Below are 14,481 nucleotides of genomic sequence, written 5' to 3'. Positions count from 1 at the left end.
GTTGCTTGAGCCGTCAATAGGGCCAGTCTCCGCGAGCAGCCCGCCGCCGCGTGCCAGCGGCCTCACCCCGGCGGCCTCGCCTCCCGGCCCGCTCGGTAGTGGAAACTTTTCCCGCTCCAGGGCGAAAAAAGTTCCACTGCTGAAGAGCAGCCAACCGACACCAGCCTCCCGCTACCCGACCGCGTCGGCGATGCGGCTGGGCGTGCCGTAGCGGTGCGCGGTGAGAGAGATAGCTTGCTCGCGCAGGAACGGCAGCAGCTCGATGCGCCCGGCGGAGACCACGGGGTTGTGGTAGATCGCGATGTCGGGCTTGCCGCCGGTGGCGTCGTAGGTGGGGGACGCGCTGCTGGCGATGAGCCGGATCCGGCCAGACGAGCTGGGACCGGAGCGCTGGGCGAGGCTGGCGGCATGGCGGGCCCACGCGTGCTGGTCCTCGGTGTGGACGGGTATGCCGAGCGAGCCGAGCACGTCGAGCATCTCGAGCGGGAGCGGGGCGGCGGTGCTGATGGCGAAGGGCGCTTCGGCGCGCAGCCCAGCGGCAATGACTCGGGCGAGCTCAGCGATGCCATGCCCGGAGGTGGGGTCCTCGTAGCGAACGGTGACCGCGGTGGGCCGGTAGCGCAGCAGGTTGCGCTCGGCGAGCAGCCCGGTGCGGTCGAGCGCCCGGCCGAACTCGATGTCCCATGCGTGGGCATCGCTGCCCGCTGCGGCGTGGAGCCACTGGTGGTCAGCCGCGTCCAGGATTCCACGGAGGGCGTCGAGGAGCTGCGCCACGGGCCGCGAGAGGGGCGCGGAGTGATGATGAGCTACGGGCGCATCGGTGAAGTTGCTGAGCCCGATGAGGTAGTTGGGGCCTCCTGCCTTGGTGCCGGGACCGATGGCGGACTTCTTCCAGCCACCGAACGGCTGGCGCTGCACGATGGCTCCGGTGATACCGCGGTTGATGTAGAGGTTCCCGGCGTGGATGTGGTCGGTCCAGTACTCGATCTCGGAGGCGTCGAGGGAGTGCAGCCCGGAGGTGAGGCCGTAGTCGACGGCGTTGGCGATGCGGATTGCGTCGTCGAGGGTCGCGGCAGTCATGATGCCGAGGATGGGGCCGAAGTACTCGGTGAGGTGGTACTCGGAGCCGGGCTTGACGCCTGTACGGATGCCGGGGCTCCAGAGCTGCCCGGTGTCGTCGAGGGCGGTGGGCTCGAGCAGCCAGGTCTCGCCGGGGCCGATGTTGGTGAGCCCGTCGAGGAGCTTGCCGGCGGCGGGCTCGATGATGGGACCCATCTGGGTGCGCAGGTCGGAGGGGTAGCCGACGGTGAGGGAACGGACGGCGTCGAGGAGCTGGTTGCGGAATCGCTTGGACGTGGCGACGCTGCCGACCAGGATCACCAGCGAGGCCGCCGAGCACTTCTGCCCGGCGTGGCCGAACGCGGACTGGGCGACGTCGCGCGCAGCGAGGTCGTAGTCGGCGGAGGGGGTGACGATCATGGCGTTCTTGCCGGAGGTCTCGGCGAGCAGCGGCAGATTGTTGCGGAAGGACCGGAACAGCGCAGCCGTGTCGTAGGAGCCAGTGAGAACGAGCCGGTCCACGGCGGGATGGGCGATCAGCTCGGAGCCGAGCTGCTGCTCATCGAGCTGGACGTAGTGCAGCACGTCGCGGGGCACCCCGGCCTCCCACAGTGCCTCGACCATGACGGCGGCGCACCGGGCTGCTTGCGGGGCGGGCTTGATGATGACGCTCGACCCGGCGGCGAGCGCGCTGATGGTGGAGCCGGTGGGGATGGCGACGGGGAAGTTCCACGGCGGGGTGACGACGGTGAGGTTGCAGGGCTGGTGGGTGGCGCCGTCGATGAGCTCGAGCTCGCGGCCCCGCTCGGCGTAGAAGTGAGCGAAGTCGATGGCCTCGGATACCTCGGGGTCGCCCTGGTCGAGGGTCTTGCCGCATTCGGAGCCCATGACCTCGAGCAGATCGGCACGATGCGCGGCGAGGGCTTCGCCGGCGCGGTGGAGGATGTCGGCGCGCCCGGCCGCACCGAGCTTCTGCCAGCCCGGGGCGGCGTGCACGGCGTCGGTGACGAGCCTATCGAGGCTGGTGGCGTCGGTGATCCAGTTGTTCTCGGCGGTGCGGGTGCCGAGGCTGGAGCTGCGCATGCGCCGGGCGATGGCGCGGCCCCATGCGCGGTTGCCGGGAAGGTCGGGGTCGGTGTCGGGGGTGTTGGTGAAGTGGTCGCGCGGGGCGGGCGTCGGCGGCTGGCGACGGTCCTGGTCGCGGTTAGGCGCGGGCACCCCGTGGTGGCGGGCGGTGCCGAGGGCGTGGAGGGAGGCGAGGAAGCGGTTCTTCTCGCGCTCGAACAGCTCCTCGTTGTGGTCGAGCTCGAACACCGCGGACATGAAGTTCTCCCGCGATGCGCCTTCCTCGAGCCGGCGGATCAGGTAGGAGATGGCGACGTCGAACTCCTTGGGGTGCACGACGGGGGTGTAGAGCAGCAGGGAGCCGACATCGTTGCGGACGGCGGCGGCCTGCCCGGTTGCCATGCCGAGCAGCATCTCGAACTCGACGGCCTCGGTGACGCCGCGGCCCTTGGCGAGCAGCCAGGCCAGGGCGATGTCGAAGAGGTTGTGCCCGGCGACGCCGATGCGGACGCTGCGCGTGTGCTCGGGGCGCAGGGCGTAGTCGAGGACGGCCTTGTAGGACGTGTCGGTGTCCTGCTTGGTGGGCCAGGTGGCGAGCGGCCAGCCGTGCAGGTCGGCGTCGATGGTCTCCATGGGCAGGTTGGCGCCCTTGACGACGCGCACCTTGATGCGGGCGCCACCACGGTCCACGCGGGCGGTGGACCATTCCTGCAGTCGCATCATCGCGGCGAGCGCATCGGGCAGGTAGGCCTGCAGCACGATGCCCGCCTCGAGGTCGGTCAGCCCGGGCCGGTCGAGCAGGGTGGTGAACACGGCGATGGTCAGGTCAAGGTCCTTGTACTCCTCCATGTCGAGATTGAGGAACTTCCCGTCCGCGCGGGCCTGGCGGTAGAGCGGCTCGAGCGTGTCGACGACATGGGCGACGGTCTCGTCGAACGCCCAGTGGTTGTGCGGGGCGACGGTGGAGGAGACCTTGATGGAGACGTAGTCGATGTCGTCGCGGGCGAGGAGGCGGCGGGTGCCCTCGAACCGGCGGGTGGCCTCCTTGTCACCGAGGATGGCCTCGCCGAGCAGGTTGACGTTGAGCCGGGTGTCGTCCTGCTTGATGCGGGCGAGGGTAGAGCCGAGCCGGGCGTCGCGGGCGTCGACGATGAGGTGGCCGACCATATGGCGCAGCACGCGCCGGGCGATGGGGATGACGAGCTGCGGGGCGATCATGGCGAGGACCGCGCCGAGGCGGACGGCGAGGCGCATGGGCCACGGCAGGAAGCGCGGCACGCGCGGGGCGATGGCCTTGAGGTTGCGGGCGGCGACGCGGACGTCCTCGGGGCGGATGACGCCGTCGACGAATCCGACGGTGAACTCGAGCCCGTTCGGGTCGTCGAGCACCCCGGCGAGCTTGCGGGCCGCGGGATCGACCGGGTAGCGCGCCCCCTCGACCAGCCAGTGGCGCACCAGCGCGATGGCATCGTCGGCGAGATCGGCAGGCTCGACGGTGGGGGTGATGTGGTCCGTGGGGGTGCTCATGGTGGCGGGCTCCTCATGGCCTTTGCTGCCCGGGCGGGCGAGCTGCGATCCGGCGGGGTGTTCCCTGAGTATGGGCCTGTTCATGGTGAAGGAAAAGCGATGCTTTCCGAACGATATGCTTCAGGAAACCCGAATGATCGGAGAACCTGATGCTCGACGTGCATCGACTCGGGCTGCTGCGCGAGCTCAGCATCCGCGGCACCATCGCCGCCGTCGCCGAGGCGCTCAGCTACAGTCCCTCCTCGGTGTCGCAGCAACTCTCCATCCTCGAGCGCGAGGCCGGCGTGCCGCTGCTGCGCCGGACGGGCAGGCTGTTGCAGCTCACCCCCGAGGCGCACCTGCTCGTCGAGCACGCCGGGCGCATTCTCGAGGCCATCGAGCACGCCGAGTCCGAGCTCGCCGCCGCGAGCACCAGCGTCACCGGCACGATCCGGCTCGCGGTGTTCCAGACCGCGCTGCTCGCGCTGATGCCCGACGCGCTGCGCCTGCTCGCCGAGCGCTATCCGGCCCTGCGCGTGGAGATGGTGCAGCACGAGCCGGAGGAAGCGCTGCACGACACATGGGCCCGCGAGTTCGACCTCGTGATCGCCGAGCAATACCCCGGCCACGCGGCCGCCCACCACTCCGGCCTCGACCGGGAATCGCTCCTCGGCGATGCGATACAGCTGGCCGTCCCCAGCTCCATCGCTACGGTTGCCGGAATCGCCGACGCTCGCGGCCTGCCCTGGGTGATGGAACCGCGCGGAGCCGCCTCGCGGCACTGGGCCGAGCACGCGTGCCGCCAGGCCGGGTTCGAGCCCGACGTGCGCTACGAGACCGCGGACCTGCAGGCCCATGTGCGGCTCGTCGAGTCCGGGAACGCGGTGGCATTCCTGCCCGAGCTGGTGTGGGTGCACCGTGCCGCCCGCGCGCGACTCATCCCGCTGGCCGGGGCTCCGCGTCGCACCATCTTCACCGCCACCCGCGTCTCCGCGCACCAGCATCCCGCTGTCGCCGCGGTGCGGGAGGCGCTGCGCGAAACGGCCCGGAGCGTCGAGGCGCTGTGGTAGCTTGACGCTCTCGCGCCCTCCGGCATCACATCCCGGCCTGCCGCGGCGCGCCAGGCGCCCATTCTTCGCCGATCCCATGATCCGAGGCCCTCATGTCCACGCAGGCTTACCAGCTCACCGCGATCGGTTTGTACTTCGCCGCGATGATCGCCATTGGCATCTATGCCTACCGCCAGACCAGCGATCTGGATGACTACATGCTCGCCGGGCGCAAGCTCCGGCCCGGCGTCGCTGCACTCTCCGCGGGCGCGTCCGACATGTCTGGCTGGTTGCTGCTCGGTGTGCCCGGCGCGATCTACGCCTCCGGCCTCGGCGAGTCCTGGATCGTGATCGGCCTGGTCATTGGCGCGTACCTGAACTGGCGGTTCGTGGCACCGCGATTGCGCGCCTATACCGCGATCTCGAACAACTCGATCACGGTGCCGAGCTATCTGGAGAATCGCTTCAAGGACACGAGCCGCGTCCTGCGTATCACTGCGGGACTCATCATTCTCGGATTCTTCACCTTCTACGTCTCCGCGGGAATGGTGGCCGGGGGAGTGTTCTTCGAATCCACGTTCGATACCTCGTATTTGTTCGGAATGCTCCTCGTCGCAGGGATCACGCTCAGCTATACATTGTTCGGTGGATTCCTCGGCGCCTCGCTCACCGATGTGGCGCAGGGTCTGCTCATGCTTGCCGCGCTCATCGCCGTCCCTGTCGCCGCATTCCTCGCCCTCGGTTCGCTTGATGCGGTGACTTCTGGGATCGATGCCGCCGACGCCCTGCATAACGCCGCAAGCCCCGACGATGAGCTGCATCGCACGTCGTTGTTCTTCGGCGGCAGCGTGGTCGCGGTGATCTCCGCGGCCGCCTGGGGCCTCGGCTACTTCGGCCAGCCCCACATCATCGTGCGGTTCATGGCGCTGCGATCCCCGGCCGATGCCCGCGCGGGCCGCCGCATCGGCATCAGCTGGATGGTCATCTCCTCCCTCGGCGCGATCAGCACCGGCCTGATCGGCATCGCCTATTTCTTCGAGAACCCCGAGACCCTGGCCAACCCCGAGACGGTCTTCCTGCGGCTGTCGCAGATCCTGTTCCACCCATTGATCGCGGGTTTCGTGCTCGCGGCAGTGCTAGCAGCGATCATGTCCACGCTCTCGTCCCAACTGATCGTGTGCTCCTCAGCGCTGGTCGAGGACATCTACAAGATCTTCGGCAAGCAGGCCACCCCGCAGAAGTACGTCATGTATGGACGGGCGGCGGTCCTTGCCGTGGCGATCGTGGCGATACTTATCGCGGTGAACCCCAGCGGGACGATCCTCGAGCTCGTCGGCTTCGCCTGGGCCGGCTTCGGCGCGGCCTTCGGCCCCATCATTCTGCTGTCCCTGCACTGGCGGGGGCTCACAGCGCATGGCGCGCTCGCGGGCATGATCACCGGCGCGGTCACCGTCGGCATCTGGGGATCGGTGGATGCACTGTCCTCGGCGATGTACGAGATCGTGCCGGGCTTCATCGCGTGCGCGGTCGTGGCGGTGGTGGTCTCGAAGCTCGCGCCTCGCCCGCAGGAGCGCATTGGTGTCGAGTTCACCGAGATGGAGGAAGCGTGCCGGAAGTAAGCAGCAGCCATGTTTAGTGAGCATTTGTCAGGTTTCCTGAATGTCGGCAATGTCCTTTTGACGCGGTGTTAATATGCCGGAGCCTGCCCGATAAGCTTTGACCAGCGCGCTTCGTATGATTGTCTGTGTGGGTTCGGCACCGGCACTTCTGGTGCACAACGACCATGAAAGGCAAACGCATGAAGAAGACGGCGATTCGCGCGACTGGACTGGCGGCAGCCCTCGCGACAGCGGTGACGCTCTCTGCTTGCGGTGACGATGGCGACTCCGTGACCGATCAGATCAGCGATGGCGCGGGCCAGATCACCGAGTCCGCCGGCGACGCCGCAGACCGTGCAGGCGACGCCATGGGTGATGCCACTGACTCCGCGGGCGATGCGATGGACTCCGGCATGGACAAGGCCGGCGAGGCGACCGATAGCGCGATGGGCATGCTCGACGGCGGCACCACGACAGCCACCACGGCCGACGGGACCGAGGTGACCCTCGAGGGTGGCATCGCCGAGAAGTTCAACGAGCTCGATGGAGAGCTGGGCGACCTGGTCTCCGAGCCCACCGAGGTTGGCGAGGGCATGGCCGCTGAGCTCGAGGAAGGCACCATCTACTGGAGCGAGGGCACCGACGCGCATGTGGTCCAGGGCGAGATCCTGCGCGTCTACACCGAGAATGGCGGGCCCACCGGTGAACTGGGCTTCCCGACCAGCGATGAGGAGAGCATCGACGGTGGCTGGGAGAGCGAGTTCGAGAACGGCACCATCACCTGGACCGATCAGGGTGACGGCACCTTTGCCGAAGAGATCACGATGAACTGATCCAGCTGGAGCAGCGAAGGGGCCCCGCCGATCTGGTGGGGCCCCTTTCGCGCGCCTGGGCCGCGCGAGTGTGCCGCCGCGAGTGTGCGAAAAACGACAGCCGCAGCGCGTTTTCCTGTCGCGGATCGCACACTCGCAAGCCTTGCTGCCACACTCACCAGCCTCGCGGCGTCAGCGAGGCCGAACTATACCCCATGGGGTATAGTGACACGCATGGCAAACACCGTGACGACCTCCACCATGTCCCCGGCCAGTCCCGCCTGGACCGTTGACCGAATCGTGCCGCTGCTCGCCGGGGTGATGATCGCGCTCAGCCTCGCGCTCGCGATCTCCCTGAGCCAATGGTGGCTCGTGCTCACAGCGTTCGTCGCCGCGAACCTCGTCTTCTACGGCATCGTTGGCTGGTGCCCCGCCAGCCTCATCATGCGTCGCGCGGGCATCCCCGCAGCCGGGGCATGCGCGGCGCGCTAACCGGATTCCCGCCGACCGCCCCCGCGAGTGTGCGAAAAGCGACAGCCGCAGCGCGTTTTCCTGTCGCGGATCGCACACTCGCCAGCCTTGCTGCCACACTCGCCGACCTCGCTGCAACGAGCGAATCCGCGCGCGGCGAACCGTGATACGAACCGCGCTCCGGGTGTAGGTTCGACAACTGTGACCGAGCCTGGACGACGCGTGTACGCCAACAGGACCCTCAACCTTCGATCCGTCGGCGCGATCGGCTATGACATGGACTACACGCTGCTCAACTACCGCACCGAGGTGTGGGAGGGCGCAGCGTTCGAGCATGCGCGCCGCACGCTCGCCGAGCGTGGCTTCCCGGTCGGCGACCTCGTGTTCGAGGCCGACAAGTACCTCCAGGGCCTCGCCCTCGACCTCGACCTTGGCAACCTCGTCAAGGCCACCCGGTTCGGCTATGTGATCCAGGCGCAGCATGGCACCCGCAAGCTCACCTTCGACGAGCTGCGCCGCACCTACGATGGTGTGTTCGTCGACCTCGCCGAGCCGCGCTTCCGGTTCCTCAACACCCTGTTCTCCATCTCCGAGGCAGCGCTGTACGCCCAGCTCGTGGACCTGCTCGACGCTGGCGAGATCAAGCAGCCCCTCGGCTACGACGAACTGTTCAAGGTCGTCTCCTCCGCGCTCGATCTGTCGCACACGATGGGCACGCTCAAGGCGGAGATCATCGCCGACCCGGACCGCTTCTGCGACCTCGACGCTGACACCGCCGAGACCCTCATGGACCAGCGCCTCGCGGGCAAGAAACTGCTGCTGATCACCAACAGCGAATGGTTCTACACGCGCGCGATGATGAGCTACGCCTTCGACCGCCACGTGCCGAGCGGCAACTGGCGCGACCTGTTCGACATCGTCGTGGTCGCCGCCGCCAAGCCGAGGTTCTTCGCCGAGGAGCCACCGGTGTTCCGGGTCGTCGACGAGCAGCGCAGCCTCCTCGAGCCGCACCAGGGCCTGCTCGAGCAGGGCGGCGTCTATCACGGTGGGTGCGCCCGGCTCGTGGAGCGCAGCCTTGATCTCGATGGCGCGAACATCCTCTACGTCGGCGACCACCTCTTCGGCGACGTGCACGTCTCGAAGTCGGTACTTCGCTGGCGGACCGCGCTGATCATGCGGGAGCTCGAGGCCGAGATCGCGGATGCTGCCGCGTTCGTCGACGATGAGCGGAAGCTGCGCGCGCTCATGGGTCGCAAGGTCGATATCGAGGACCAGCTCTCCCACGCCCGCCTCGATCGCGTCCGGGCGCAAGCAAGCGGCCAGCCCGCCCAGGCCGCGGATTCGGCGATGAGCAACCTGTACGCGGACTTGCGAGCGCTCGACCAGGAGATCGCGCCGCTCGCTCAGGCCGCCGGTGCCATCGGCAACACGACGTGGGGACCGCTGATGCGCGCTGGCAATGACAAGAGCCTCTTCGCCCGGCAGGTGGAGAAGTTCGCCGACGTCTACACCTCGCGCGTGGTGAACTTTGGCCGCCACACGCCGTACGCCTTCCTGCGGGCCGCGCGCACCAGCCTGCCGCACGATTTCGTGGGCACCGATCCGGCCTCGGCCGTCCCCGATTAGTGGCTTCCCCGGAGGTTGCCAACCGACAACGCGCCGGACGATCGCGCACCAATTGGCTCACCGCGGTCTTCTGGCTGGTGGCGTTCGCGTTTGGCTACCGGCTCGCGGGCACCGTCAGCTGGGTGGAGTGGCTGGTCTTTGTCGCAGCCGCTGCAGGGCTCACCTGGACGTGGTGGCGACGGCGCCGTCGCACGCGGCTGTCGCTGGTCTCTGGGATCGCCTGCGTGCTCCTGGCCGCTCCGGCCCTGTGGCTCAGCCTGGCAGTGGTACGCGCACCGGCTAATCTTCCGGTGGATAGTGTGGGAGCGCGGGTCGTGGAGTGTGGCTCGGTGGTGGCTCCGGTCGAGGCCAGCGAGCTGGCTGTGACCGTGGTGCGGGGCCCGCCGAACGAGTCCTACAGCCCGGTTCCGCATAGCTGGCTGGAGACCAGATGCTCGGGGAAGCTCCGGTACCGGTTGATGAGCGCCGCCGGGCTCTCTGTCGTGGCACTGCTGATCGTCGTTCGCGCGGGCGGGCACTTCCGGCGCCCACCGCAGCCTGAGCATTGAACGACTGTCCACCAAGCGAGCGCGCGGTGCCCCGACCGTCCCGGAGGACTGGCCAGGACACCGCGCGGCATTCCTAGGGGCGGATCAGCACCCCTGGAAGTACTTCTGCAAGCGATCGGGCACACCGTTGCCGCGCGCCTCGGCCCAGCACTGCTGGTGCGGGAACGCGATGTAGGTGGTCCATTCGCCATCGACGAGGTGCACGAGTCGCTGGTTGTCGCCCTGCGACTCGGGCCAGCGGATCGCGGCCCAGCCGTTGGCGCAATCAACGGACACCGGGGTCGTGCCGTACTCGTAGGGCAGGTCGAGGTCGGCCGCGATCGAGGTTGCCGCGCAGCTCGGCTCGGTGCCCGCGCGCTCGAGAACGATGTCCAGAGCGAAGTTGCTGGTTCCGGTATCGATCACGGGCCGGCTGGTCAGGGTCCACTCGGAGGTGCCGGAGGTGCCCACCACGGTGTAGCACTCGGCGCGCGGGACCTCGAGGATGATCCGGCCTTCGCGGTCACTGTTGACCGTGGTCATGCGGTTGCTGGTGCCGCACTGCTCCAGTTCGAGGGCGGCGCGGGAGATCGGGTTGCCGACGCTATCGCGCACGAAGATCTGGCCGAGGCGCGTAGCATCCGCCGACGCAGGCTCATCGGTGAAGCGGAACCACAACGACTGGTCTGGGATCGCCTCGGTCAGGACGACGGTGTGCATTCCCTCGGGCACCGGGTTGGAGTTCTCGGGCACGTCCATGTTGGCGCGGTAGCAACCCAGCGGCATATCGGCAAACAGGGCTTCGCCTGAGGCGTTGGTGACGCCGTCGTACGTCGTCGTGAAGTCCGCGTCGAGGGGGATGTCGCGGTTGGCGACGTCGCATTCCGCGGCGAGCATCAGGTAAACGGGCACGCTAGGGATAGCGGCGCCAGTGAACGTCTTCGTCTCGACGAGGATGGAACCGGGTCCCGTGGAGTCCGGCGCCGGGCTCGCGGGATCGACTGTCGCGGGGCTGGCAGTTCCAGCGCTGGGCGCGCCTGATCCTGCCTCGCTGCCGGTGGGCTCGGTCGAGCCGTTGTCGATCACGTTCTCCGTCGGGCTGGCGCTCGACGAGCCCGAGACTGGGGTGACGTCGGTGCCGGATCCACATGCGGGACCAGCGAGCAGCGCGACCCCTAGCAGGGCCGTCAGTGCTGTGTTGCGGGCAGAAATCATCGTGTAGTTCCCCCTCCGTGTGCCGCGCAGGGCGGCAACGAACCATGCGTGCTGTTACGCGGTGTACATCCTGGTGAGGCAACGCATCGTTACCGGTATTCTGTGACTGTTATCACCACGTGATCTTGGTGCGGGCACTTTGGGGGGCATCGCCAGTTGTCGTCGGGAGGCTGGTCGCGTCTCAAGAATGCGCTGGTCACAACGAGCAGGAAGCAGGCTGGCATGGGTTCAGGCACGCAAGGATCCGGAGTCGTTCTCGATCGCGCCCGCGGCGCACTGATCGGCTGCGCGTTCGGCGATGCGCTCGGCGCGGGCTACGAATTCACCTATCCCGGGCCTGGCGATGTGATCGGCATGATCGGCGGCGGCATCGGCCCGTTCGCCCCCGGGGAGTGGACCGATGACACGGCCATGGCCATCGCTGTCGCCCGCGCAGCACGCGCTGGCCTGGACCTGCGTACCGCAGCAGGCCTCGATGCAGTCGCCGCTGGGTTCCTCGACTGGCTGAACTCGGGCCCTAAGGACATCGGTAACCAGACCGCGCAAGTGCTGGGCAGCGCGGGCCCGGACGCCGCATCGATGGCACGCGTGGCCAGGGAGATCAGTGGCCTCAAGGGTGGCAATGGATCGCTCATGCGCACCGCCGCGGTCGGCATCGCCTACCTCAACGACAACGACGGCTGCGCTCAGGCCGCGGCGCTGGTCAGTGACCTCACCCACGACGACGAGCGCGCCCGCGAGGCCTGCCAGATCTGGTCGGCAGCCATCCGCCACGCCGTCCTTGCCGGGACCTTCGAGGGCGTGCGCCTGCACCTCGAGGCCGCAGCGGAATCGACCCGCTCCTTCTGGTCGCCATTGCTTGACCAGGCCGAGACGGGCACCCCTGCGGACTTCCCCAAGAATGGCTGGGTGGTGCACGCGCTGCAGACCGCATGGTGGGCGATCACCACAACCGACGCGAGCACCCCCGGCCACGCGCACGCAGCCATGGAGCAAGCGGTGCGGGCAGGGCACGATACCGACACGACCGCGGCGATCACAGGCATGCTCGTCGGAGCCCGCTGGGGCGCGAGCAGCCTGCCCACTGATCTGGTCGCGATGCTGCACGGCTGGCCAGGGCTGACTGCTGAGGATCTCGTGGATCTCGCCGATGGGATCGTGGAACGCGGGCGCTGAGAGGCCCCGTCGCAGGCCGCTAGCTCACCACTCCGCCGTGGAGGTCCCGAGCACCGTCGAGTCCGCGGAGAAGCGCCGCTCCACCATTCGGCCGCGACCATCGCGCATCGCGAGCACGGTGCTGCTGCGCGTTCCATAGCCGGGAAGCTCCACAAAGATGCTCGATAGCCCTCGCTCCATCTCCTTGGGGAAACCCGTGTCGGGGAGGTCGGCAGCAGCTAGATCGGCATTGCGCAGCACCCGCAGGTACTGATCGTGGCCCGCGCCCGGATGGTTGCCGAGGGGATCCGCATCGGAGCCCACTACCTCCGCGAACGAGGCACGACCAGCCTCGACCTTGGGCCAGGGCGTATCGAGATTGGCGTTGGACAATCCGTGGAAGCCTGGCTCCACGGCGCGCGGGGCCCCGTCACCACGATTGGAGACATACCAGAGCTGATCGCCATCGCAGGCGAGCAGCGAGAAGCCCGCGTACTGGCCCCCCGCCGCGGCCACCCCGGTCGCATAGTCCTCCGCGGATGTGGTGCCCAGCAGGAACCGCACCGGCAGCTCGCCCCGGGAAACACTGCCCGCCGCCTCGTCAGGACCACGAAAGTTCGTGACGGCTGCGAACCGGCCTGTCCGCGTCACGCCCAGCCAGGTGCCGCCAGAACGGGCGTCCCGGCCCGCGAGCAGTTCCGGATCCGAAGCCCACCAGTGCACCGACTCGGTGGGACGCTCATGGAACTCGTCCCGGTTCGCGGCCACGATCAACGGGCACCCCGGGTGAACCTGCCACGCCACGAAGATCACGCACATGAGACCGACCCTAGCGCGCCGTCACACCGGCAGGAGCTCCGCGGCCCCGAACGACACCCGGAAGCGCGCGCACCACACCGAGACGCTCGTCAGTTCCGAGAGGTCCGCGTCCGGGGGGATCTCGTAGTTCTGGTTGCCGATATTGCCCTTGAGCGCGCCAAGGTCGACGTACTGGCCGTCATCGAACACCCACCACCCATCGAAGCCCTCGATCACTGGGGCATCGGTGAGCCACACCTTCAGATCCGGTCCGTTCGACGTGCGGAGATCCTCGATGCGCAGCACGCGCGAACCGTCCGGGGACTCGTAGACCACAACGCTGCCCGAGGTCGCGTGCTCGTGCGAGATGAAGGTGCCGCGAGCGATCATTCGCGGGCCCTCATCGGCCGGTGGCGAGTTGGCTGGAGCCTGGGCATCGGGAGCCTGGGCATCGGGAGCCTCGTTGGCGGGCGCCTGGGCATCGGGAGCGGGGGAAGCCGGCGCCGCGGCGGTGGTGGTGGACGTGCTGAACGGAGACGCCTCGTCGACGGTCTCATCGACGAACAGCTTCCACGGCTGGAACAAGTAGAGCAGCACCAGCAGAGCCACCAGCAGGCAGGCCGCGAGCACGAGAAGGATCGATCGACGGGACGAGCGGCGATGCTTCGCCATGGTGCACCTCACGGATCTCCAGCGGCCGGAAAGCCCAGTATGACGGATTCGCTTCGATACGGCGCGCCGGTAGGGTCATCGACCATGGCACACAATCACAGCGACGCGTCACCGCTGGACCCGCCCGGCCCGGCGGTGCCCACCGAACACCTGATCAACGTGCTCCGCGCGGAGGGCGACCGGATCGCGGCCACCAGCCCCGGCGCCCTCGCCCTGCCCGTGCCCACTGTTGCCGGATGGACCGTCGAGAACGTGGTGCGGCACACCACCAAGGTGCACCTGTGGGTGCTCGCCGCGCTCCGACTACCGGCGAGCGCGCCCATGCCAGACAGTGCCGATCTGCCTGCCGTGCCACGCGGCGAGGCGTGCATCGACGCCTACCGCGATGCGGTCACCCAGCTCGCTGACGATCTCGCGCGCCGCGACCCCGACCAGCCAACCACCACCTTTCTCGGCCCGCGAGCAGTGGAGTGGTGGGCACGACGGCAGGCACACGAGGCGACCATCCACCGCTTCGACATCGACTACGCGCTCAGTGCCGCGGGGGGAGGCGGCCCCGCCGATGCCGATCCAGCTGGCGCGGCCGATGGCATCGACGAATGGTGCCAGGTGATGATCCCGCGCGCCCTCGCGAAGGGCAGCACGGTGTGCGCCGACCTCGATGGCCGCAGCGTGCACATCCACGGCACCGACACTGATCACGCCGAGTGGATGATCCGCTTTGCCGACGGGCAGGCCATCATTACCCATGAGCACGGCAAGGGGGATGTCGCGCTCCGTGGCCGGGCCCAGGATCTCCTGCTCGCGCTCTGGCGCCGCGAGCCCCTCGACAAGCTCGCCGTGCACGGTGACCGGGCCCTCGCCGAGGCCCTCACCGCCGGCGTCCGCGTGTAGCTGGGGGCGGGTCGTGGCGGCCTGGCGACGTGGC

General features: G+C 68.3%; 12 protein-coding genes. 8 read left to right on the top strand and 4 right to left on the bottom strand.

Features of this window, described 5'->3' with window-relative positions; translation table 11 throughout:
- Positions 1 to 171: 171 nt before the first annotated feature.
- Complete coding sequence (locus tag FXO18_RS02915) at positions 172 to 3,651, bottom strand: bifunctional proline dehydrogenase/L-glutamate gamma-semialdehyde dehydrogenase (protein WP_149359553.1); 3,480 nt, start codon at positions 3,649 to 3,651, stop codon at positions 172 to 174.
- A 149-nt stretch (positions 3,652 to 3,800) separates the two neighbouring features.
- Between FXO18_RS02915 and FXO18_RS02910 the strand changes: the two genes are divergently transcribed.
- The 6 genes from FXO18_RS02910 (at position 3,801) to FXO18_RS02885 (ending at position 9,734) form a co-directional block, all read left to right on the top strand.
- A complete protein-coding gene (locus FXO18_RS02910) occupies positions 3,801 to 4,700 on the top strand; it encodes a LysR substrate-binding domain-containing protein (RefSeq protein ID WP_149359552.1) in 900 nt (299 codons plus the stop codon).
- 92 nt (positions 4,701 to 4,792) lie between these two features.
- A complete protein-coding gene (putP, locus tag FXO18_RS02905) occupies positions 4,793 to 6,298 on the top strand; it encodes a sodium/proline symporter PutP (RefSeq protein ID WP_149359551.1) in 1,506 nt (501 codons plus the stop codon).
- A 179-nt stretch (positions 6,299 to 6,477) separates the two neighbouring features.
- Positions 6,478 to 7,110, top strand: coding sequence for an LGFP repeat-containing protein (locus tag FXO18_RS02900; protein ID WP_187774151.1), 633 nt, complete (start codon positions 6,478 to 6,480; stop codon positions 7,108 to 7,110).
- Positions 7,111 to 7,323: 213 nt separating this feature from the next.
- Entirely contained in the window at positions 7,324 to 7,581 is a 258-nt protein-coding gene (locus FXO18_RS02895) for a YgaP family membrane protein (RefSeq protein WP_235900404.1), read from the top strand.
- A 180-nt stretch (positions 7,582 to 7,761) separates the two neighbouring features.
- Positions 7,762 to 9,186 carry an HAD-IG family 5'-nucleotidase gene (locus FXO18_RS02890; protein WP_149359549.1) on the top strand — a complete coding sequence of 475 codons (1,425 nt, stop codon included), beginning with the start codon at positions 7,762 to 7,764 and terminating at the stop codon, positions 9,184 to 9,186.
- Positions 9,187 to 9,476: 290 nt separating this feature from the next.
- Positions 9,477 to 9,734 carry a hypothetical protein gene (locus tag FXO18_RS02885; protein WP_149359548.1) on the top strand — a complete coding sequence of 86 codons (258 nt, stop codon included), beginning with the start codon at positions 9,477 to 9,479 and terminating at the stop codon, positions 9,732 to 9,734.
- An 84-nt stretch (positions 9,735 to 9,818) separates the two neighbouring features.
- Here the strand turns inward: FXO18_RS02885 and FXO18_RS02880 are convergent, their stop codons facing one another.
- The gene (locus FXO18_RS02880; RefSeq protein ID WP_149359547.1) at positions 9,819 to 10,928 is read right to left on the bottom strand and encodes a hypothetical protein; all 1,110 of its coding nucleotides are present in this window, start codon (positions 10,926 to 10,928) and stop codon (positions 9,819 to 9,821) included.
- 222 nt (positions 10,929 to 11,150) lie between these two features.
- Between FXO18_RS02880 and FXO18_RS02875 the strand changes: the two genes are divergently transcribed.
- A complete protein-coding gene (locus FXO18_RS02875) occupies positions 11,151 to 12,104 on the top strand; it encodes an ADP-ribosylglycohydrolase family protein (RefSeq protein ID WP_149359546.1) in 954 nt (317 codons plus the stop codon).
- A gap of 24 nt (positions 12,105 to 12,128) precedes the next feature.
- Here FXO18_RS02875 and FXO18_RS02870 read toward each other — a convergent pair whose 3' ends face one another.
- Together FXO18_RS02870 and FXO18_RS02865 are read right to left on the bottom strand one after the other, a co-directional pair.
- Positions 12,129 to 12,902 carry an NRDE family protein gene (locus tag FXO18_RS02870; RefSeq protein WP_149359545.1) on the bottom strand — a complete coding sequence of 258 codons (774 nt, stop codon included), beginning with the start codon at positions 12,900 to 12,902 and terminating at the stop codon, positions 12,129 to 12,131.
- A 21-nt stretch (positions 12,903 to 12,923) separates the two neighbouring features.
- Positions 12,924 to 13,553 carry a DM13 domain-containing protein gene (locus tag FXO18_RS02865; RefSeq protein WP_149359544.1) on the bottom strand — a complete coding sequence of 210 codons (630 nt, stop codon included), beginning with the start codon at positions 13,551 to 13,553 and terminating at the stop codon, positions 12,924 to 12,926.
- 84 nt (positions 13,554 to 13,637) lie between these two features.
- Here FXO18_RS02865 and FXO18_RS02860 point away from each other — a divergent pair, with 84 nt between their 5' ends.
- Positions 13,638 to 14,447: a maleylpyruvate isomerase N-terminal domain-containing protein gene (locus tag FXO18_RS02860; RefSeq protein WP_187774150.1), complete on the top strand. Its 810-nt coding sequence runs from the start codon at positions 13,638 to 13,640 to the stop codon at positions 14,445 to 14,447.
- The last annotated feature ends 34 nt before the right edge of the window (positions 14,448 to 14,481 follow it).

It is taken from the genome of Lolliginicoccus suaedae, assembly GCF_008312885.1.
Lineage (GTDB): Bacteria > Actinomycetota > Actinomycetes > Mycobacteriales > Mycobacteriaceae > Lolliginicoccus > Lolliginicoccus suaedae.
This window is presented reverse-complemented; position numbering and strand designations above follow the sequence as displayed.

What these genes read in the sequence shown, in the direction of transcription:
- FXO18_RS02900 (WP_187774151.1), top strand. Translation starts at nt 6,478, where the DNA reads ATGAAGAAGACGGCGATTCGCGCGACTGGACTGGCGGCAGCCCTCGCG.
- FXO18_RS02880 (WP_149359547.1), bottom strand. Translation starts at nt 10,928, where the DNA reads ATGATTTCTGCCCGCAACACAGCACTGACGGCCCTGCTAGGGGTCGCG.
- FXO18_RS02860 (WP_187774150.1), top strand. Translation starts at nt 13,638, where the DNA reads ATGGCACACAATCACAGCGACGCGTCACCGCTGGACCCGCCCGGCCCG.
- FXO18_RS02910 (WP_149359552.1), top strand. Translation starts at nt 3,801, where the DNA reads ATGCTCGACGTGCATCGACTCGGGCTGCTGCGCGAGCTCAGCATCCGC.
- FXO18_RS02870 (WP_149359545.1), bottom strand. Translation starts at nt 12,902, where the DNA reads ATGTGCGTGATCTTCGTGGCGTGGCAGGTTCACCCGGGGTGCCCGTTG.
- FXO18_RS02865 (WP_149359544.1), bottom strand. Translation starts at nt 13,553, where the DNA reads ATGGCGAAGCATCGCCGCTCGTCCCGTCGATCGATCCTTCTCGTGCTC.
- putP (WP_149359551.1), top strand. Translation starts at nt 4,793, where the DNA reads ATGTCCACGCAGGCTTACCAGCTCACCGCGATCGGTTTGTACTTCGCC.
- FXO18_RS02915 (WP_149359553.1), bottom strand. Translation starts at nt 3,651, where the DNA reads ATGAGCACCCCCACGGACCACATCACCCCCACCGTCGAGCCTGCCGAT.
- FXO18_RS02875 (WP_149359546.1), top strand. Translation starts at nt 11,151, where the DNA reads ATGGGTTCAGGCACGCAAGGATCCGGAGTCGTTCTCGATCGCGCCCGC.
- FXO18_RS02895 (WP_235900404.1), top strand. Translation starts at nt 7,324, where the DNA reads ATGGCAAACACCGTGACGACCTCCACCATGTCCCCGGCCAGTCCCGCC.